We start from the raw sequence: 19,757 nt of genomic DNA on the forward strand, positions 1-19,757 counted from the left end.
CCTGCAGTATTTTCCTGCCACACGGCCTTGTCCGTAGCAGTGTGAAGACTCAAATAAATGTATGATACCCCATCTAAGGCTGATATGTGTTAAATGAACGTCCTTATCAAGTCTGTTGTAAACCCCGGCACTTTAGCCGGGGATTTTTGCTGTTTATTCACTTTTCTTGCTGAGTTTGGATGCTGTCTCGTTCGGAAAACGGAACGTGAAATACACTGGTTTTGTTTGTGTTCTTTTCGCGCATAGACATTGCGTTTCTCAATGTTATCTGCAAATAACAATTACTTCACCAGCACCTTCAACGCCGTCTTCCAAAGGCCTCTGTTAAGAAACATTACGACGAGGTCTATCAGGACATCCAGGATGAAGTCGAAGAATTCCGGATCGATCTTCCATTGCTCATCTGGAAGCGCGTCCTTTATCATCTGCTTCACTTTCTCTTTCTTCTCCGGTCCGTTGCCGGGGGATTCTACGTAACTTGCGAAGACTGTGATTAGGGATAGTAACTCTTTTATCCACGACATATTATCACTCCTTTGAGCGTGAGTAGATGTTAGAGGCCAGAGGTGAGAGGTATGAAGATCAAGAGCTATAATAGAGGATCACAGTCACTGTTATAGGAGGTATCTATGTTTGGAAACTTCAGAAAACTGCAGCTGTGGAAATCTTCTATGAATCTGACGACTGAGATCTACAAGCTAACCAGAAACTTCCCCGACCATGAACGCTACGGATTGTCGTCTCAAATGCAAAGGGCCTCGGTATCTATCCCTTCCAACATCGCAGAGGGGTTTGGAAGAGAGTCTACGAAAGAGCTTCTGAGATTTCTCTACACTGCCAGGGGTTCTCTGATGGAGCTTTCTACACAGCTCGAAATCTGCAACAATCTGGGCTACCTTTCAGAGGAAGAACACTCTTCTATACAGAGGCTTGCAGACGAGGTCAACAGGCTCCTAAATGGTCTCATATTCTCGAAGAAGAAGCTCAGATCTTCATCCGGTACTTAGAAAAGGGGACGGGGTAAGAACCCCATCCCTTTCTAACCTCATACCTCTATCCACTTACATCTATATGAGGTTAAACAACTCATTCTTCTGAGTGTCGATCACTGCTGCATAGTCTACCGCATAGCTTGAAGGGATCACCTTCAGAGTTATGAGGTTTCCCATAACAGTCTCGACCTCAGCCTGAGTCAGAGTCTCCTTAGGCTCCTTAATGTAGAAGCCCTTCGACTTCTTAGCGGTTGAATCGTACCATCTAACGCTCAGGTTTCTCATTTGAGTTCCTCCTTTCAAATTGTACGGGGCTGCGGGTTGGGGGTTGCGGGTAGGTAAACCATTTCAACCCGAACCTCACTCTTTAACCGCTACCCCGGACTATCTGCTCTTACGGACCTGCTACCTGCCATCCGCTACCGCGGTTGTCAGTCAATCGGTCCGAGGGTCTGGGTTTCGATCAGTCTAATGTCGGCGATGATGTAATTGGTGAGGCTTGCGATGTTATAGGCTGCATCGTACGCCTCCTGAGCAGTCATTGCCGAATCGACCTTGAGAGTCTGTCTAGAGAGGACTGGTTTGTCGTCCTCAATGACGCCGGTATCCCAGGTGATCGAGAGTGACTTCTCGGTACCAACTACCATCACAGTTGCTCCTAATCCCATCAAAATTCCTCCTTTTCCTGGAGGCGGGGTCAGAGGTAGGGGGTTTGAGGTATGAAAGATCTTACCCACCCGCTACCGCGTACCCGCAACCTCCGTTTTCTTCTTCGTGGCCACGTGAAATGAATATATACCACCGGATCAAAAAACACCAAGCTCAGGTGAAAAACACCTGAGTTTGGCTCTGGAATAACGGCTATGTATAATCAAAATAGAGAAGCAAAGGCTCTTTTATTCCGATTGAAAGCTATCGCATTCATGTGTGAGCATTATGAAAAAACGAAAGAAAAAAGGCGATTTGAAAAGAAAGAGAACCTAATATAAAGAATGATTTGAATAATCAAATCTATTTGCCGATAATTGGGAATAATAAAAAATAATCGCTCCCGGTTTCTCAATACTGAAAAGCTCATGAACAGTTCTTGACAGCGTTTATGAGGGTGATATAGAATATATACAACCAGTTTTGATTGACTTGCGGAGCCGATGGAGGTTTTTCAAAATATGGATGGTTTTGGAAATACTGTTTTTCACTTTTGTTCTCTTTGTTTAGGAATTTCTTTCTTCAAGAACTCATCTTCAGGTCTGTCGCCTTAATGAAGGCATGATAATTTTCCACTGAACGGGAAGAGTCTGCGCAAGTTTAGCTAAAGCTACAGCGTTCAAACAGCTCAATTTTGTTCACAAGAATATGAAAGTTAATCTAGAGTATATCCAGGGCTTCATAGCCGTCCCATTCAGACAATTCAGTTCTGAATAAACTAAATCCATGGAGAGAGGAGGTGATTTATGGGCAACCTGCGCGATGAGAGAATCATGAGAGAGCTCAGCCAGAGGGAGCTCGGGGAGGTGATAGGCAAGGACCAGAAGTACATCTCCGAGGTCGAGCTGGGAAGGATAATTCCCGGTTTCAGGAACGCGGATACTCTGGCCCGTTTTCTGGGCGTTCCGGTGGAGAGGATCTTTCCCTGCTTCACAAGGACTTCGAGATTTCCCGGCTATAAGGATCTCATGTATCTCTACAGTCTCGGTTACGACATCGCCGTATATGAGAACGCCATGAGAGAACTGACAACAAAGGAGGCGCAAAATGACGGATGAAAAAGGTCATCGGTCAACGGTCCACCGTCCTCGGAGAAGACCGGTTGCAAGTTGAAAGATCCAAGCTGCAAGCGACTGGGTTCCGTTGCAACTAATAACTTGGAACTTGGAACTGAATTCAAGAAAGGAAGGTGATTCGCCATGAATCCGGCAGTAAAAAACGAGAACGGATCTCCTGCCAGAGACCCGCTCTCAACACAAAAAGCAAACGTGGAACATCTAAATATTATCACTTCCAGAAAGTTGGTTGGTAATCCCACTTACTCTTTCTGTAAAAGTGATATTACTTCGGAAGGAAAATCAGTTTCAACAGAGTGCAGGTCCGGAAGAACCGGTTCTGCATTCTCGGAGAAACTAGCTCTTGAGAAATCCCAAAGTAGAGAACGGCTGACGGAGAACGGTCGCCCGTTCCCACTATCCTACTCCCGAATCAAGTCCTTCGTAGAATGTCCTCACAGGTTCTATCTCCGCTATTTCGAGGGACTTCCCGAAGCTCAGGGAGAGGGAAGAAAACACAACGGCCTAATCCTGAGGGCGATGTTCAATTCTTATCTCGGTAATTCTCCCACTCCTCTCCTCTTTGGAGAGAACCTGAAGAAGGATCTCGACCAGATAGAGTTCGGCGTTCAATTCCTCAAGAGCAAAGATGTTGTAGCTATCAATATTCCTTTCGCGCTGGATAGATTCTCCAATCCCGTGCCATTTAATGAACCCGAAGTGGTGTTTAGGGGAAGAGCGCAGTGTCTTTACACTGCGCCGGGGTCGGGGGCAGGTGGTAGCGGGTTCGTAAGATCAAAATCCAGTTCAAATGGAGAATGTGATGATAAGGCAGCGTCTTCCGATGTCCGTTCACCGTTCGCCGAAAAAGCTGTAAAAAGCCTTGAATCTGCCTTTCTCCGTCTTTCGGAGGACGGAGGACCGGGGACGGTCAACCCGGCTCTTGTTCTCTGCCACTTCAAGGCAGGATTTGGAGATCCCGACTGGGAGAGGCTCTTTATCTACGCCTGGGCTCTCTCGAGACAGGGATACGAGATAGGAAGGATAGAGTGGGTCTCTCTTTCTGCGGGAGCCTCGATTTCTAAAGAGGTGACAAAGGAAAACCTCGAAGAGGCCGGGATAAATCTCTACGCCTGGATAAGCCAGATCCTTCAGAGCGACTTCAAACCGGAAGCGGGAGACCATTGTTCTTACTGTCTTTATCATTCCTTCTGTCCCTTAATGGAGAAGCTTGGAGAGGATCTCATGATAACGGATAGTGATTCATTGAAGAGTACTCTTCAGAAGACAGTAGCCTTTCAGGAAGGGGCGAAGAAGATGAAGAAGCTCGCGGATGAATTCATAGACAGGGAAGGAATAGGAAAGGTAGAGCTTCAGGGCTACGAGTATGCCAGTGATGAGGCTCCGACTCAGATAAGGCTTCTGGATAGAGAGGCGGCTCTGGATACCGTCGTAGGCCTCCCCGACCCATTCAAATTCATCACATTCAGAAACTTGTCAGAGCTGGTCGACTATCTTCCCGAAGATGCATATGAGAAGAAAGAAAAGCTCAAACCGGTGAGGAGATTCAAAAAGGCTTAGAAAAGATGTAAGAGGCCAGAGGGAAGAGGTAAGAAGAGCAATTAGATCCTGCCTTTCTAACCTCTAGCCTCATACCTCTCACATCTGTCCGATCTTTGACTGGAGGTTTTAGTGTGAATTACATAGAACTAATAAACAACTTCTGGATAGCAAATAAGATATACAAGTTCAACTCTCTTGAGACTTCTTTATATTTCTTCGTTCTCGACTACGCGAATAACGCGAGATGGCCAGAGAGTTTCGTTCTTCCGAACGGGATAGTTCAGAGCGTATATGGATGCACAAAGGGACAGCTCGCAAGAGCGAGAAGAAGATTGTGCAAGGCGGGACTCATTTCCTATGAATCGGGCGACAGATTCAACCCCGGAAAATACTCGATTTTCGCGTTCCCGATGGATACCCGACACGTACCTGATGCGTCCCTGACAGATACCCCGACGCGTGCCGAGAATCAGATTCCAAAGGCCGCAGATGACGAGGAACTGAATGCTCTCGACCAAAGCACGGCTGATCGCGATGAGAGCCCGACGAGTCCCCGATGCGTTCCCGATGCGTTCTCGACTGATCCCAATAATATAAACAAAACTAAACCAAAGAAAACTAAAGAAGAAAGTACACAATTACCTAACGGTAATTCGTCAGTGAGACTGACGGGCGAGAGTGAGATTTCCGGTGGATTGTCGGCTCTTTCCGGTGTCGAAGAGAAATCAGAAGAGGAAACGGATCGAGAAGAGCAGACGACATTTTATGTGAAAGCTGAGTCGTACGATGAAAAGGGAGTCGCCTCTTTTTGCGGAGCCCAAACGGACGACGACTCTCCGCCTTTCACATCGGATGAATCTCAGTTCCAGCGGAGATCGGCCGACTTTTGCGTGCCGTACGAGAAGATCCGTCAGGCCTTCATTGACCTCTGCCCCTCTCTTCCTGCCCCAAAGGAATCGGCAAAATGGTCGGGTTCGAGAAAGAGAAACGTCCGGGCTCGCTGGAAGCAGTATCCCTCGATAGAGTTCTGGGAAGACTACTTCAACAGGGTGGAAGAATCTGAGTTTCTCTCCGGGAGAGTCACGAGATGGAGGGCAGACTTCGACTGGCTCATGAAGCCCTCTAATTTCGAGAAGGTCCTCGAGGGGAAGTACTCCAACAGGGGAGACAGGATGGCAGACGTTCTGAGGGACTTCGTGGGAGTTGGATTAGATGGACAGAAACACATTCGCTGAGGGACTGGCGGTGCTGATGATGGCCTTCCCCGGATTCACTCTCGACAGACCGGCGGCAGAGCTCTGGTACAAGATGCTCTCCGACATCTCCGATACGGCCTTCTCGGCAGCTGTACACAGATTGGTAATGACGACCCATAGACCCCCGACGATTGCCGCGATAAGAAAGGCCGCTCTCGATGAGACAAAGAATTCGTTGACCGCTGAAGACGCATGGCAGATAGTCATAGGGGACGTGCACAAACACGGAATCTACAAAGAACAATTCTACGACGATCCAAGGCTCGAGAATGCGAAAAGGACAATAGGATGGCAGGAGTTATGCGACATGACGGGTGAATCAAGAAGGGTAGTGAGGGCTCAGTTCATAAGGGCATATGAATCATACGATTTCAAGGAGGATGACAAGGCGCTTAACGGAAAGAAAGAGGAAGTGAACAACGAGCTTCTCTCGAAACTCTTCGGCGGTGTCTTGCCTGGAGCTAAGAGCAGTTCAAGGAGCCGCTGAGAGAATAAAACACGCTTGGCTAGAAAACGCTGAACGCTGGAAAGTGTAAGGCGGCAAGAATAGAGGTCATCCGTCAACGGTCCACCGTCCTCGGGGTAAAACAAATTTCAAAAATACTGAGATTTATGGAGGTATGAAATGTCGTTCGGTTTCAAGAATCTGGAAGTTTGGAAAGTGAGCAAGTCATTCGCGAAGGATGTGTATGAATTGACTTCATCCTTTCCTTCAGATGAGAAGTTTGGTCTTGTCGCTCAGTTAAGAAGGGCAGCGATTTCAGTTATGTCGAACATCGCTGAAGGAGGAGGGAGGAAACACAAGAAGGAGTTTGATCATTTTCTCTATCTTGCGCGCGGTTCGTTGAACGAGACAGTGGCTCAGATGGAGATTTCTTTTGAGTTTGGCTATGTGAATCGAGATCAGCTTTATCTAATCGAGAGGAAGGCTGAAAGCATTAATAGAATGCTTTGGAAACTCTCCAAGTCTCTTGAAAAAACGGAGGACCGATGACGGCTGACGGAGGACCGCTATTCCAGCGTACAGCGGATCTTATGCTTGCAACTGATTGTTATCTTGTATCTAACAACTTGGAACTTGGAACTGATCTTGAAGGAGGAAAACATGGAAGAATTCGGAAGAAGATTGAAGGAAAGAATGATAGACAAGAATATGACTGAAGCCGAGCTGGCTCAGAAAACCGAACTCTGGCCTTCGATACTCACTTCGTACCTGAAGGGAGAAAGGTTCCCGGGGTACTACACCCTGCTAAGGATAGCTGACGCGTTGGACGTCTCAATCGATTTTCTTCTCGGTTTGAGGGACGAGCCCGAGCTCCATCCCGTTGTCGATAAAGCCTTTTCCGCGAAAAAGAAGTCAAGAGAAGAAGACCTCATAAGGATCACAAACAAGTACATAGGACAGATGAAATTCAAAGAGGCTAGAGCCTTCTATTTGGAACTCATGAAAGGCGAAAAAAAGCTCTCGGGATATGCCTTGTATGACGCGGCAAGACTGACGGCCTTTTTCGGAGAAAGGGAGAAGGCATTGGAGATGCTGAAAAAATTCTGCGAGAAAAACCCGGATGAAACCTGCGGCTTCTGCTCCATGGCCAACATAGAAAGATCAATGGGAAGGCTCGAAGCGGCCTCGGGAAATTACAAATGGGTTCTGAAAATGGAGCCGAAGCACTTCTGGGCGACTCTCCAGCTGGGAGAGATGGCTTTTAACGAAGAAAAGCTTACCGAGGCCTACTTCTGGTTCGACAAACTCACTAGGGATCATCCCCTAGACCCGACTGGATACTTCCAGTTGAGCAAGGTACTTTCAAAGATGGAGAGGCCTTCTGCAAGCAGGCAGAACTTCCTCGCGGGAGTTATGCTGAACTTCTCCATGGAGATCCCTAAAGTGGTAGACATAACGACAAAGGTGATGTATGACAACCTTGGAGATTCCTCTAAGACAGAGGACCTGATCGAAGCCGTCGAGTTAATACGAAAGAACGCCGACAGGCTCGAAGCCGAAAGGAAGAATGGATACCGCGAAGGTACTTCCTTTGGAGAGATTCTCCATATGCACAGAAAATTTCTCTCGTCTTCAAATAATTTGACGGACGAAGACTCATTAAATGATGAATTCGAAGAAGAGAGCACCGAGGCTCGGCTCTGATCTAAGCGATATTCGAGACTAGAAAGGATAAGAGAGGTGAAGAACATGATGATGATTATGAGACTGAACGAAATAAGAAGGCACCAGTTTCTCGAAGAAACTGAAAAGGCTAAGGAGCTTTATCTCAAGACGATTACGGAAATAGGATTGAAAGAAGATCCTAACTGGGAACTCGAGGAAGAGCCGCTGGACGAGTTCAAGTATGAGAGCGAATACCTGGTGCTAGGCAGGATTGCCGAAGATTTCGGTGATCTCCATATAGCGAAAAGGCTCTTCGAGGAATGTTACAGGAGATGGCCAGACGATATGAGAAGCGTGAAGGATCTCGCAAGAGTATACAGGAAGCTGAACCTTCCGAACAAGAGCGAGATGATGTATAGGCTCGCTCTCTCATATGATAACGACGACCGCAACACTTTAAGGGAAATGAGCGAACTTTACCTCGAACTGAACAGACCGCTTGATGCCCTTGCATGGCTTCAGAGAGCGCTGCTTCTCGATCCTCTGGAGGCGGAGAATTACCTTCTCGTCGCCAAAGCGCTGAAGAAGATTGACAAGGTCGAAGAGAGTATTAGGATGTTTCGCGCTGCGGCAATTCTGGATGTCCGACGATATGAAGCGACCCTGAGAGGAAAGATAACAGAGGCTTACGCTGAAGAGATCGGAGATGCTGAGGAGCTGAACGATATCTACGAAGTGAATGAAGAGATCATGGAATGGACAAAGAAATCAATGAAGTACTTCCACAGCAGGAAAGGGGCGAAGGAGCAGCAAAACGCCAGGGGATCGGGTGAATGATGGAGGGCGTTAGGAAAAGAAAACACGCTTTTCTAAGAAAAGCTGGGTAGAGCAAAGAGCCGCTGAACGCTTAAGACCAAGGACCCGCTGAACGTTGGGCGAAGGAATTCGTCATCTGAACTTGATTCAGAATCTCTCGTTTTTTCACTTTGGCAAGAACGAAGAACAGATCCTTGCACTTTAACGAAAAACGGTTTCGCGGATCTTTGGACGGCGAACCGTTGACTGACAACTATTTTTTCTATGGAGGTGAATGAAATGTCTGAATACAGGTGGCCGATAGAGAAACTGAACGATATTCTTCAACCTATGAGAGAAACGGACCTTATCGTAATAGGTTCGAGGCCCTCTCAGGGAAAGACTACACTGATGCTGAACATGGCCTACAGGTTCGCAAGGGATGGAATAAGGACCGCATACATAACACTTGAGAGAAGTACACTAGAACTAAAGGAAAGGTTTGTTTCGAGTCACTTCAGAGACTATGACGATGCGGAGCGCTTGAAAAAAGAGCTGAACGAGATACCGCTATTCTTTTTTGATCTTAGAGACTGGGCGATAGACGAGGTTGCGTATGAAATCGAGGAGGAGAAGGAATCACTCAATTTCGACGTCTGCTTTGTCGATTACCTGCAGCTGATTTGCGAGAGAGAGGGAGAGGTCGACTGGTTCAAAGAACTCGCCTTACTTCTCGAAATTCCGATCATTCTTGGAAGCCAGATGAAGAGGACGGTTCTGGATAATCCCGGCAACGTTCCTCAAGAGAAGGACTTTCGTGACGGTGAAGAGATAACCGCCTGCGCGGATACGATAATCATGCTTCATCACGAGCGTTCCTACGACGACAATGCTCCGAAAGAAGAGCTGCGGGTAATCGTTTCCAGAGACAGAGGAAAACCCGTGAACCGGGAAACAGTCCTTCACTTCGACTGGGAAAGGGCTATGCTTATGGAAGAAAAGCAAGAATCAATACCTAGGTAGTTTGGAGGGTGTTTGTGCTTGGATCAAGTTTTAATCAACGAAGGCTTCGAAGAACGGAGCAACCTCCAAAGTGACGGTTCATTGTCCTAGCACCATGGTATCGGGTTTTTTCCAGAGCTGAGCGTGGCTTAGCAAGCGTCCAGCAGATCTGTCCGGAGAACGGTGGACTTTTGACGGGCAACGATTTCTTCTGCTCGCAACTTACAACATAGAACTTAGAACTGCACTACTCACACACCCTAACGGCAGGAAGGAAGAGACAACCTTCCTGCTTCTTTTCTTGAAAAAAGAATGATTTCAGCGCATGGTTAGTTGTCTTTCAAAAGATCGCTGTTTAGTGAAGATAGAGAGCAAATCGAAATTGGCAGGAATATTTCAAATACCAAGTTTACTGAGGAGACGGTTTAAGGAAAGTCGTCCTTCATTGATCCTTCCAGGTCATGGACCGGTTCACCGATAGGATCAACGATCAGATCCTGAACAGGAGCGCTTCAGGATGACGAAGAGGGTTGATTCTCACAGCATAATGTCCATACCCAATAAAAGTTCTTCCCCTGGCAAAGCTAGCCTTGCGTCCCCGGATGCTTTTCAGGGCATTATGTCTTTATGAGTTGCTACTTCAAGAGAGAAGCCGTCTGGAAGAATTTCACTGTTCTCGTTCTCACTCTCGAGCTTTTCAAAATAGCATTTCCAATTGTCATACTCTGCAGGATCCATTCTTTGCTGCGATCTCTCTAGCTGCCATTTATAAGCTGGTTTTCTCTCTGATTTGGAACCGTTATGATACTTATACTCAACCGGCGCGCAAGCCATGAATCTCAGATAATCTTGATTTTCGTAGAACGAAACAAAAGACCTTTGCTTAGAACCATCGATCTTGTTATCCGCATACCAGACGGCCATCATTCCAATCTGTTCATTTACCATCGTCTTGAACCTGAAAAGGCTTTCATTGCCAGAGTAGATTGCTTCGTATTTTGGCCCCAAGAAGCCTTTGCTCAGGTTCCCATTCACGAAATACTCTATCGGAACAACAGTATAGAGTAGGTCAAACATCTCCCACTTTCTCATGAATTTCTCGAGGTCAAAATCACCGTTGACAATGAATAATTCAACAACGTTTGCTGATCCAATATCAATTACAGTGTAATTCTTCTTCGCTCTGAACTTTCTAAGCTGGGTGCTTTCCCTCGAGACTCCGATCTTAAGAAACGGTATTGGGAATTCGGGGCTGGATATTGGGTCTGCCATCTTCACAATGGGGAAATCATAGTACTCGTGAGGCTCAGCGAGTCTTTTGAAGTGAAGCTTTGAAGGTTCATCGCCTTTTCTGTTATGATATGTAATCTCCCAGTCCTTCAGATGAAAGTTCTCATCATGTGGCTTCCAAAAGCATTTCTTGTTCATACGGTACATTCGCAGCTCATAGTCATTACCAACCACGCTGATCTTGAAATCATATTCGCTCCCGGCTGGAAATGGGATGATTCTCAGAAGATCAAAGTCCTTATATCGAATGCAAACTCTATTAGCCATACTAGTAACTCCTTGAAAAATACCTCAAATAAGCTTCCCATAAACGTCTTACGCTTAAAAGGGATCGCCGTTTCGAACACCAAGAGCAATTAACCGACTTGCCATTGTTACACCTTCTCAAGATAGAGAGGATTCATGATTCAGGCGAGGTCCTAATCAAAACTATGCTGCAACTATGAACTTCTTCCGCGTGACCAAGAAACTTGTAATACTGATTACTTTGTTTCAGAGAGCTATTATGGTATACCTAAACCATCTACAACTGAAAACCCACGATGATTTCTGCTATTTTCTTTCCAGCTCTTCCATCTCCATAAAGGTTTGCTGGAGCATTAGCTGGAGCTTCGTGACTGAAAGCTTTGTCAATGATCAGATCTTTATCAGCATCCACAAGAACATTCCAGTCCGCTTCAACAAGTTCTATCCAACCGGTATCGGGCATCATTACCAGAGCCGGTACCCCGGCAAAATAAGCTTCTTTCTGGAGACCGCCGCTGTCGGTGATTACCTTCTTCGAGCCGATGAGCAATGACATCATATCGCTGTATGGAAGTGGATCAAGTATCGTGATGTCTTTTGTCAGATCTTCATAACCATTCACAGATATTGCCTTTCTTGTTCTGGGATGAATCGGCAAGACGACTTTGATCTTTTTGCTCACTTCATTCATAGCTTCGAGGATATTTTTCAGCCTTGATCTATCATCTGTGTTGAAATCGCGATGCAGCGTTGCCAGAATATACTTTTCTCTGACTAACGAGTAATTGGACAGAGTCTTGCTGATATCGAGACTCTCTCTCATCTTTACGAAGAGATCGTACATTACATCGCCGACGAAGTGAACGCCTTTGGTTATTCCCTCTTTCTCTAGATTATCAACAGCTTTCTCTGTTGGACAGAATAGAAGCGAAGAGATATGGTCGGTAACGACCCTGTTTATCTCCTCAGGCATATCCTTAGGGTGTTGCCTCAGTCCGGCTTCGACATGAGCTACTGGAATCTTCAATTTGGAACCGACAAGCGCTCCTGCAACAGTCGCATTTGTATCGCCATAGACCATTATCATATCTGGCCTTTCTTTCAGAACAACTTCTTCGAGCCTGAGCATCGTTGTTGCAGTCTGATAAGCATGAGAACCAGAACCTACTCCTAAGTTGTAATCGGGAGTCTTGATACTCAAACCTTCTATAAAAACATCTGACATGTTCGCATCATAATGCTGGCCGGTATTGACAAGCACTTCATCAATACCTGCTTTTCTAAGTTCTGCTCCTACGATCGCTTCTTTAATGAATTGCGGACGAGCTCCAATCAGAGATAGTATGCAGATAATTACAGGCCTCCTTTCGATTGTTCTTCAATCCATCGTATCTCATTATCAATTCGTTCATCCCAAGTGCCCAATTTACTAAGAATTAGATTTCTTGCTGCCGTTCCTAGAGCAGTTTTTACATCAGGATTGTCGATCAAGTATTCTATAGCAGTAGCAGCTTCGTCGCTATCTTCGACAAGTTTTGCTGATTTCTTATCAAAAAAAACTGTTGTCATACCGTTATTTCTTAATACTGGAGTTAGTCCGTAGAGACACGCTTCAAACGTTGTGTTACCTAACTGGCCTAAGTCCATCATTGATATATATATATCTGATAGTCCTAGCCACAATCCCATTGTAGATCTATTGACAGATCCTATGAAAGCAGCTTCATTTCCAACAGAATCCTTTACTCTATCTTTCATAGAATTTAGCAAGGGGCCATTTCCAACGAAGAGAAAGAATACATCCTTTCTCTTTCTATCTAGAACAAGTGTTTCTAGCGTTTTAATCGCGAGATCATTTCGCTTCCATTCGGCAAATCGATTTGTGGAAATCACTACCGTCACCCCGTCAGTTCTGAGTTTGGAGATGAATTCATACATCTGAAGATGCTCGTTACTCAAAGAATCTTCAGGAACAACATGTTTCTTCGAGAAATCCTCTACACCATTCTTGGAGAAAAAGAGACTTCTGTAATCAAATCTCATTGCTTGAATTAACGAGTCCCCTCTGGTACCGTCATCAGTAATTACTATTAGAGGTCGACGCCTCTGTGAATTTCGAGAAAGTCTCACAAATGATAAGTACTCAAACAAATGCTTAAGAATTGAAGATAGTTCAACTTCTCCTTTCTCATTCGACATAAGATTCACTCCCATGAATCTCCAAATCTGGGGAATTTCTGAGCATTTTTTTGCAGCTTCAATTCCCATAGGTGAAACCGCATATATCAAGGCTGGATTATAGACAGCCGACAATTCAGCAAGCATTGACGATGCTTTCTCATGCCATTGGGTCTTTTCTCTTAGCCACAACAACTTATTCGCACGCCGTTCATATATTGACTTGAATGCGTCAAATTCCTCTGACTTATCATATCGCCGGATCGCAAACTGATATATCTTAATGCCATCATGATCAAAGACTACTTCTTCAGTATTTGAGCCAATTACTAGCTTGACATTATACCCATTACGAAGGAATCCTTGCATTGTATAATATAAAGTTGGCATCCCCACGTGTTTTCCATCTGTCCAGAGCCAAGGACTAATGAATATGACTTCTTTCTTCAAAATGTCTCTCCTATGATAATTGCTGACCTGCCTTAGTATCTTTGTTTTCGGCCAGTGTAATCGCTAGAAACATTGACACTCCCATCATATTATAAAGCCAACCTATGTCTCCGAGGAAAAATCCGAGGCCTAGCCACATAAGAAAAACATATAGACTCTTTCGACACATGTGAAGGGCACAAGACAGAAGTGCAATCCATGTGAAAAAACCCGCTATACCTATATTGGAGAGGAGGCTGGGTAAAAAGCCATGCGCATTTGTTGAACCCAGCCCGATCCCAAAGATGGGACGTTCTAAAAACTGCTTAAGAGAACTTTGTATGCTATAAAAACGAACTGATTCAGACCCTAATGATGGTCCAACTCCAAGCAAACCTGCAGCTCTAGACACGTAATAATTGAGCAAAGGAATATAGTCCAAAAGTACCCTGATAAGACCTGTTACCACGAGCAACACAACTCCAACACGAAGCAGACTTTTGAGTTTCCCGTATCTTGATGTTACGATGAACCTGTAAAACCTCAAAACGAACCAGTAAGCTACTATCATAAACCCTGCCAAAGATCCACTAAGCAGAAGAATCACGACTGATGATATCTGCAAAACCAGAAACATGATGCTCTGTGAAGTGCTTAGTACAAGAACTGTCAACCCAGGAATGAAACTCATAGCAAAATGTGAAGGCTCTTTCATGAATGCCTGCAAAACGTAACTTCCCGCCCTAACGGCAATTCCGTGAAACTGAGAAGCCCCGCTGCCAAAGAGATTTAGACACAATGTTTGTAAAGCAGGCCTATGTAGAAATTGCTTCAATGCTAGATCGATAAAACCCAATGCGGTTTGAATTGTTGTAATCATTATAATAGCTCTAACAAGTTCTTTTCTTTCGCGGTTTTTGTTTGTGAAATCAGCCAAAGCAACCATTACCAAAACAAAAAGGACAACGCAAAGCAATCTTTCGCTGTTCTTCGAGGAAAACTTCACAGGCTCAAGAACGAAAGCTCCCGCATAGAGAGAATCCCAATTACCGCTAATCGGCATAACCAAAGTATTCAATGGTTCCATTACAAGAAAATATTGGCCAAAAGCTATGGCAGCAAGAAACAGCATTGCTCTCAAAAGAAGATTGCTATTTATCCTACCGAAGCCCCCGGAAACGAGCCATGTAGCTATGAAGCAGATCATTAGAATCTCCTCATATTCTAGAACTACGGAACCTACTTTTATGAAGTATCCGCTATTTACAAGAAGTGCAAACGCAAGACTATCTAAAAGAAAGTAGAAGGACACTCTTCTGAGATCCTTCAAATAGAACAGTTGAAGACATACGATTATAGCCACCAAGAACGTGCCAGGTTTGACCATTGCTTTCCCTTCCTGTGCTAGAATTTGACGACCAGAAGCATCTACATACCTTGTGTTAGTCTATTCGTATAACCCGCATGGAATGTTGCTTCTTCCGATTCTGCAAATGACGGCCATAATGAGACTGATTAATTGCTTCCAACCGTCTGAATTATCTTGATTTAGAGGATCATACTGTACTCTTTTGCCCTCGAAACAGCGGACAACTGCTTCCAACCATTCTTCAACATCCTCTTCTAAGAACGTCGCTCCACTATAGCTTTTAAGAACATCATGTGAATATACTTTGTCGAGTACAAGAACTTGTTTTCCCAATGAAGCGGCCTCTATTAATGGCAATCCAAAGGTCTCAAGTTTTGATGGGAAGAGAACTATGTCTGATTGAATATACTCTCTAAGCATTTCATCTTTGCTTAGGTAGCCCTTCCACTCAATTCTCTCATCAACAGAAAGTTTTTTGGACAGACGATAATAGTATTTCGTTATTCTATTATCATCAGGATTGCAGGTGAATGCGAGTGTAATCCTAGGATATAGCTCTGGCTTTTTCTTTTTTATTGTCGATAGTACTTTGATAAGCAACTCATGATTTTTGTACGAAGCACTTGCAACTGCCGGATAGAAAAGATAGTAACTCTTGTTGTTTACGCACCGCAATTCTTCTCCAGCTAATGGTTCAATATTTGGCCTAATGACATGAATCTGGTTCTTTGAAATCCTTAGTTTCTTGCTCACTGCTTCTTTCATCCAGTTACTTTGAACAACAATAGTTGAATCTCTCTTTATTGACCACATCATCCATTTTTCGATTCCCCAAGTGTACAACCTAGTCTTCCATTCAAACCACTTGAAATCATTGAAATCACCATAAGGTAGAGATTGATGAATATAAATTATCTGGCAAATTTTAAGGTAACGAAAACCCACACTCATTAATGATACAGCTAACAAGGGCTTAATATGACGGTCTTGCAGCCACTTACAAATGCCGTATGTATCCCACCAGATACGCTTTCTCCATTTTTTCGCGTTTACCTTTACTATTTCAATGTGCTCACTATTGAATTCATTAACAAGATCGTTTGAGACAAATACAATCCATCTATATGATTTTGCCATTTCATTGTTTTTAAGTTCAGTTAGAAATTGTCTAAGAATAGACAGTGCTCCACTCGTAGAAGCTGCAACGTCATTAACAATTATTGTCTTCAAATTAACTATTAATCCTCCTTTAGCAAAGCCCTAGACTGTCAATCAAGAACCGACTCTGAATTATTCTGAACCTTTTTCGTGAAACATTTTATCCAGACAATACCCAGACATAGCATCATTTATCGCCATGATTTGGCAACCATATTATGGGTACTATCGATCATCTAATCTCAATAGTATTCGATCACAAATACATTTCTGGCTAAACTACGCCTGCAATATCAAGATAAACCTTGTCTCCTTCCCTTCGAAGTACTTTAATTGCTTCAAGGAGATCTAGTATTCCTTTTGAGTCCATTAAGTTGCTCGGATAAGCAATCCTGATTGTATTGTCGGTTTTGTATTTCTCAATTTTCTGCCTTATTTCTTCCTCAGTAGCAAAAACCTCATCCTCTACACCATTCTCGCAAACAAAGATCTTTTCATCAGGAGCAAGACCCTCAAACATACACCGCAAAGAAGGACCCAAAATTATTGTCCCTGCTAGGTCTCTCAAGCTTTTATCAACGATTCTTTTCTTCCATCCTCTAAGTCCATTATACATAGTTCGGAAATATCCCCCATGGATGTGGATATAGCGCGGGATCTTTCTAATGCGTGCCGCCCACATGAATGGAGTGTATTTCATGTAACCAAAAACGCTTTGACCAGGTGTAATGTAGACTACTTCCAGATCCTTCGAAAAGAGAATCTTGAAGCTTCCTTTAAACAATTGGACTAAGGAAAACAGTGACTTTCGCCATGTAAATTTCCCCTCATCTGCAAAATTGCCCATTCTTTTCAAGATATTAGTATTGAGCCAATGAACGTTATTTTTCTTTGACATTCCTTCCCAGAGCATATTATTCGCATTTGTCATTCCATTGACTGGTGGAGGAAACGGCCCAATAATATGCACATTCAATACAAGTACCTCCCTTAAGGAAGAAATCTAGTCTATTGCGTTTTTTGAATTCGTCAAAGCTTGTCACACCACCCGAAATGTGGTCGAAAGCGTTCAATAAATCTCTCGTAATTTGTTTCTTTGAATCCATCTTTACTATCCAATGCAGTTATTCTTATGCTATCTGATAGAAATCTGGTTAAGGGTAAAGAGCTCATGGAAAAGGCATGCCTAATTGTTGGAATCTTAGAAGGATCGAAACCCATCAATATAGCACCCGTGAAATCAAGAACAGCGGGATTAACAGAGAAGAGGAGCACTCCGAAAGGTTTTGGTGTTGGTTCCATTGGTCCATCATCTTCTCCAGCGATAATGCCATCGCTAATGCAGACGTACTTCTGCCTTTGAACTGTTTCGGAAAGTGATCCGTCAAGTCTCGAATAAAGAAACGCTCTCTGGATATCTAGAGTCATTCGCCAGACAGTATCGTTACCCCACCAATTACCACCTCTTATTGTCTTGCTTGAATCACCAAATACTTCTTTTCCAAGTTTCTTTAGCAAAGTAAGAGGTATGTTCATTGGATATGGAACAAGAGTCACAAACCTTCTGTATAAACTAACACTTTTTCTCTCGATGCTAACCTTGGTGGTTTTTTCTGGGAATTCATCTCCTCCATCTTCTGGTGAGCCTTCTCTGTGATGGGGCAAATAGTTTTTGTCACCGTTTATTCCCACAAAGTTTTTCAGAGCAAGGGTTATTCCTCCCTTTTTGTGAGTCTTAATCTTCGAAATATTTACAACCATGTCTGCTGACAAAACGGATCTGCTTAACAAATACTCGTGAATTCCGCTCTTGTGATGTTTTCTCAGTTCTTCGACATCGTAATCAGCACCATAAAGATTAGTGCAGTCCTGGTCAGCAAATAGACTTTTGTCGCCAAGATTCACAATGGAATACCCTTTAGGGTCTCCACTCAGTTTCGTTCGCTTGACTACAGTTCCATTGACCAACTTCCATTCCTCTCTTCTAAGGTCAAGGAATGTGAAGCTGATTTTCGGAAAGAGTGAACGCAGGTCATCAAGATAGTTCATCAACTTTGTGTTTCGAAGGATTGCTTGCATAGATGAATCAGTTTGGGGAGCATCGGCAATAACTATTTTCCCGCCTCTTCCTAGACTTTCTGCTACTAAGTATGCAGTGGCCGCAATTATCGAAGGATGTGTAAGAACTGACTCCCACTCCCCTTTGATCTTGAGGTTCTCTTCTTTCACAAAGTTGGGTTTAATCAGAACGGTCATACCCGGCTCAACAATGCCTAAAAAAGGGTTTTGATATTCAGTTCCCAACACCTCTGACAGGCCACTTCTTAGACCCTTCATAAGTTCCGAATTTTTCCAGTCAGATGGGTACTTGGAATCTAGATTCCCTATCACCACGCTTCTCGGATTGTCAATTATATCCATCGAAATCTCCCCGAACAAAAGAAATCACGCCTCTAATCTTACCGGAACGGTCCTGCTCCAGATGTTTAACTTCTTCAAATGTGACTTCTGTTGAATCACCAAGCCGATCCTTTATTTCACTTTCAATTTTTTGTCTTGAATCGAAACGTTTCCCGTTAAGGACGTACTTTATGAGAAGCTTTCCAAACTCTTTCTGAACAATCTGAGCACCAGCCAGATCCTCAGCATCCTTGAATATATGATCTAGCCTACCGACAGGTCTTTTGTCCTTAGTATAAATAATGTCGTCTCTGCGACCAATTATCCTCTTTATAAAAGCCCCTGGCCTTCCGCAACCACAAGGCCTGTCATCAATCTCTACAAAGTCATCGGTCTTGTATCTTATTAGGAAGATCGAATCGTTCAAGAAACTAGTACCCAAGATGTGAGCCATGGAACTCTCTTGCGACTCGCCAAGCGGCTCAAACTCAGCGTATGAATATTCATAAGCATTGTGGTACGAGCCTTCACTACACTGATAAACTAGCGCTGACTGCTCACCATTTGTGTAAGAATCATACACTTTGCAGCCGAAGGCTTTTTCAAGAGATTCACGTTGCCACTCATAAAGGCTTTCAGAAGAGGGAAAAACCGCCTTCAATCTAATCTCTTCGCCTACACTGAGCATGTAATTTGAAATCACTGTAATAGCTGAAGGATATCCTACAATGAAATCGTACTCTCCATTCTTGAGTTCTTCAATGTAATGGGGAAGATAGTCTTCACGAAAATGGAAAATCGAAAACAGAGTCTGATTCATTGGTTCATTAAACCTCCAAAATGGTGGTGAAACCTGTTCAAAAGGAACGATCTTGTTTCCATTGAACGTACCATACTTAGATCCAAAAGTCACAGCGTGATACCTTCTAAACCAAATGAAAGCAAACTCAGCAGCAATAGCGTCATTTGACCATGGAAAGCGAAACCCAGCTCCAGTTGTTCCGCTGGTGTGAACCATTTCATAGTCCTTCTTCCCTTGCTTTCTATTTAGGAAGGCCCTCTTATTCTTAAGAACAAGCTGTTTATCAATCTTTGGGAGCGATTTTAAAAAGATTTCAGGATCCCTTTTGATGCACTTCAGTGGATCTATACAAATCTTTTTCATTTCTTGTTCCCAGAAATCACTGCACAAAAAAGCTTTCATAA

At 43.9% G+C, this 19,757-nt stretch carries 20 protein-coding genes; 9 read left to right on the forward strand and 11 right to left on the reverse strand.

The features are described from left to right. Positions 1–281: 281 nt before the first annotated feature. Positions 282–524, reverse strand: coding sequence for a hypothetical protein (locus tag RJ60_RS11765; RefSeq protein WP_103134805.1), 243 nt, complete (start codon positions 522–524; stop codon positions 282–284). A 105-nt stretch (positions 525–629) separates the two neighbouring features. Between RJ60_RS11765 and RJ60_RS11770 the strand changes: the two genes are divergently transcribed. After that, a complete protein-coding gene (locus RJ60_RS11770) occupies positions 630–1,007 on the forward strand; it encodes a four helix bundle protein (RefSeq protein WP_103134806.1) in 378 nt (125 codons plus the stop codon). A 60-nt stretch (positions 1,008–1,067) separates the two neighbouring features. Here the strand turns inward: RJ60_RS11770 and RJ60_RS11775 are convergent, their stop codons facing one another. Then, positions 1,068–1,277 carry a DUF2922 family protein gene (locus RJ60_RS11775; RefSeq protein ID WP_103134807.1) on the reverse strand — a complete coding sequence of 70 codons (210 nt, stop codon included), beginning with the start codon at positions 1,275–1,277 and terminating at the stop codon, positions 1,068–1,070. A gap of 146 nt (positions 1,278–1,423) precedes the next feature. After that, positions 1,424–1,660, reverse strand: a complete 237-nt coding sequence (locus RJ60_RS11780) for a DUF1659 domain-containing protein (protein ID WP_103134808.1) — start codon at positions 1,658–1,660, stop codon at positions 1,424–1,426. Positions 1,661–2,446: 786 nt separating this feature from the next. Between RJ60_RS11780 and RJ60_RS11785 the strand changes: the two genes are divergently transcribed. The 8 genes from RJ60_RS11785 to RJ60_RS11820 all read left to right on the forward strand — a co-directional run bounded on the left by RJ60_RS11785 (position 2,447) and on the right by RJ60_RS11820 (position 9,502). Further along, a complete protein-coding gene (locus RJ60_RS11785) occupies positions 2,447–2,758 on the forward strand; it encodes a helix-turn-helix transcriptional regulator (RefSeq protein ID WP_099772673.1) in 312 nt (103 codons plus the stop codon). Positions 2,759–2,899: 141 nt separating this feature from the next. Continuing rightward, the gene (locus RJ60_RS11790) at positions 2,900–4,336 is read left to right on the forward strand and encodes a PD-(D/E)XK nuclease family protein (RefSeq protein WP_103134809.1); all 1,437 of its coding nucleotides are present in this window, start codon (positions 2,900–2,902) and stop codon (positions 4,334–4,336) included. A 113-nt stretch (positions 4,337–4,449) separates the two neighbouring features. Next, on the forward strand, positions 4,450–5,553 hold the full coding sequence (locus tag RJ60_RS11795) for a hypothetical protein (protein WP_103134810.1): 1,104 nt from the start codon (positions 4,450–4,452) through the stop codon (positions 5,551–5,553). After that, the gene (locus RJ60_RS11800) at positions 5,531–6,061 is read left to right on the forward strand and encodes a hypothetical protein (RefSeq protein WP_103134811.1); all 531 of its coding nucleotides are present in this window, start codon (positions 5,531–5,533) and stop codon (positions 6,059–6,061) included. The genes RJ60_RS11795 and RJ60_RS11800 overlap by 23 nt, the downstream gene beginning before the upstream one ends. A 138-nt stretch (positions 6,062–6,199) precedes the next feature. Further along, positions 6,200–6,568 (forward strand): four helix bundle protein, encoded by a 369-nt coding sequence (locus tag RJ60_RS11805; protein WP_103134812.1) that lies wholly within the window; start codon positions 6,200–6,202, stop codon positions 6,566–6,568. 111 nt (positions 6,569–6,679) lie between these two features. Further along, a complete protein-coding gene (locus RJ60_RS11810; protein ID WP_103134813.1) occupies positions 6,680–7,723 on the forward strand; it encodes a helix-turn-helix domain-containing protein in 1,044 nt (347 codons plus the stop codon). A gap of 45 nt (positions 7,724–7,768) precedes the next feature. Continuing rightward, on the forward strand, positions 7,769–8,521 hold the full coding sequence (locus tag RJ60_RS11815; protein ID WP_103134814.1) for a hypothetical protein: 753 nt from the start codon (positions 7,769–7,771) through the stop codon (positions 8,519–8,521). A gap of 258 nt (positions 8,522–8,779) precedes the next feature. Next, complete coding sequence (locus RJ60_RS11820) at positions 8,780–9,502, forward strand: DnaB-like helicase C-terminal domain-containing protein (RefSeq protein WP_180979946.1); 723 nt, start codon at positions 8,780–8,782, stop codon at positions 9,500–9,502. Positions 9,503–10,090: 588 nt separating this feature from the next. Here RJ60_RS11820 and RJ60_RS11825 read toward each other — a convergent pair. The 8 genes from RJ60_RS11825 to RJ60_RS11860 form a co-directional block, all read right to left on the reverse strand. Next, entirely contained in the window at positions 10,091–11,038 is a 948-nt protein-coding gene (locus tag RJ60_RS11825) for a hypothetical protein (protein ID WP_103134816.1), read from the reverse strand. Between the two features lie 256 nt (positions 11,039–11,294). Continuing rightward, on the reverse strand, positions 11,295–12,389 hold the full coding sequence (wecB, locus tag RJ60_RS11830) for a non-hydrolyzing UDP-N-acetylglucosamine 2-epimerase (RefSeq protein WP_308410918.1): 1,095 nt from the start codon (positions 12,387–12,389) through the stop codon (positions 11,295–11,297). Then, positions 12,371–13,645, reverse strand: a complete 1,275-nt coding sequence (locus RJ60_RS11835) for a glycosyltransferase (RefSeq protein ID WP_103134818.1) — start codon at positions 13,643–13,645, stop codon at positions 12,371–12,373. Before RJ60_RS11835 ends, wecB begins: the two co-directional genes overlap by 19 nt. 10 nt (positions 13,646–13,655) lie before the next feature. Next, positions 13,656–15,011, reverse strand: coding sequence for a hypothetical protein (locus RJ60_RS11840; RefSeq protein WP_103134819.1), 1,356 nt, complete (start codon positions 15,009–15,011; stop codon positions 13,656–13,658). Positions 15,012–15,071: 60 nt separating this feature from the next. Further along, positions 15,072–16,223 carry a glycosyltransferase gene (locus tag RJ60_RS11845; protein WP_103134820.1) on the reverse strand — a complete coding sequence of 384 codons (1,152 nt, stop codon included), beginning with the start codon at positions 16,221–16,223 and terminating at the stop codon, positions 15,072–15,074. Positions 16,224–16,425: 202 nt separating this feature from the next. Beyond that, entirely contained in the window at positions 16,426–17,127 is a 702-nt protein-coding gene (locus RJ60_RS11850) for a hypothetical protein (RefSeq protein WP_103134821.1), read from the reverse strand. Positions 17,128–17,180: 53 nt separating this feature from the next. Then, positions 17,181–18,572 carry a DUF362 domain-containing protein gene (locus tag RJ60_RS11855; protein WP_103134822.1) on the reverse strand — a complete coding sequence of 464 codons (1,392 nt, stop codon included), beginning with the start codon at positions 18,570–18,572 and terminating at the stop codon, positions 17,181–17,183. Beyond that, the gene (locus RJ60_RS11860) at positions 18,559–19,755 is read right to left on the reverse strand and encodes a phenylacetate--CoA ligase family protein (RefSeq protein ID WP_146028919.1); all 1,197 of its coding nucleotides are present in this window, start codon (positions 19,753–19,755) and stop codon (positions 18,559–18,561) included. Before RJ60_RS11860 ends, RJ60_RS11855 begins: the two co-directional genes overlap by 14 nt. Positions 19,756–19,757 lie beyond the last annotated feature (2 nt).

Source organism: Mesotoga sp. B105.6.4 (assembly GCF_002896535.1).
GTDB lineage: Bacteria > Thermotogota > Thermotogae > Petrotogales > Kosmotogaceae > Mesotoga.

Excerpts from the sequence above, each read along its gene's own strand:
- RJ60_RS11860 (WP_146028919.1), bottom strand. The coding sequence starts at position 19,755 with ATGAAAGCTTTTTTGTGCAGTGATTTCTGGGAACAAGAAATGAAAAAG.
- RJ60_RS11820 (WP_180979946.1), top strand. The coding sequence starts at position 8,780 with ATGTCTGAATACAGGTGGCCGATAGAGAAACTGAACGATATTCTTCAA.
- RJ60_RS11800 (WP_103134811.1), top strand. The coding sequence starts at position 5,531 with ATGGACAGAAACACATTCGCTGAGGGACTGGCGGTGCTGATGATGGCC.
- RJ60_RS11785 (WP_099772673.1), top strand. The coding sequence starts at position 2,447 with ATGGGCAACCTGCGCGATGAGAGAATCATGAGAGAGCTCAGCCAGAGG.
- RJ60_RS11855 (WP_103134822.1), bottom strand. The coding sequence starts at position 18,572 with ATGGATATAATTGACAATCCGAGAAGCGTGGTGATAGGGAATCTAGAT.
- RJ60_RS11825 (WP_103134816.1), bottom strand. The coding sequence starts at position 11,038 with ATGGCTAATAGAGTTTGCATTCGATATAAGGACTTTGATCTTCTGAGA.
- RJ60_RS11790 (WP_103134809.1), top strand. The coding sequence starts at position 2,900 with ATGAATCCGGCAGTAAAAAACGAGAACGGATCTCCTGCCAGAGACCCG.
- RJ60_RS11810 (WP_103134813.1), top strand. The coding sequence starts at position 6,680 with ATGGAAGAATTCGGAAGAAGATTGAAGGAAAGAATGATAGACAAGAAT.
- RJ60_RS11775 (WP_103134807.1), bottom strand. The coding sequence starts at position 1,277 with ATGAGAAACCTGAGCGTTAGATGGTACGATTCAACCGCTAAGAAGTCG.
- RJ60_RS11815 (WP_103134814.1), top strand. The coding sequence starts at position 7,769 with ATGATGATGATTATGAGACTGAACGAAATAAGAAGGCACCAGTTTCTC.
- RJ60_RS11780 (WP_103134808.1), bottom strand. The coding sequence starts at position 1,660 with ATGGGATTAGGAGCAACTGTGATGGTAGTTGGTACCGAGAAGTCACTC.
- RJ60_RS11805 (WP_103134812.1), top strand. The coding sequence starts at position 6,200 with ATGTCGTTCGGTTTCAAGAATCTGGAAGTTTGGAAAGTGAGCAAGTCA.
- RJ60_RS11770 (WP_103134806.1), top strand. The coding sequence starts at position 630 with ATGTTTGGAAACTTCAGAAAACTGCAGCTGTGGAAATCTTCTATGAAT.
- RJ60_RS11765 (WP_103134805.1), bottom strand. The coding sequence starts at position 524 with ATGTCGTGGATAAAAGAGTTACTATCCCTAATCACAGTCTTCGCAAGT.
- RJ60_RS11840 (WP_103134819.1), bottom strand. The coding sequence starts at position 15,011 with ATGGTCAAACCTGGCACGTTCTTGGTGGCTATAATCGTATGTCTTCAA.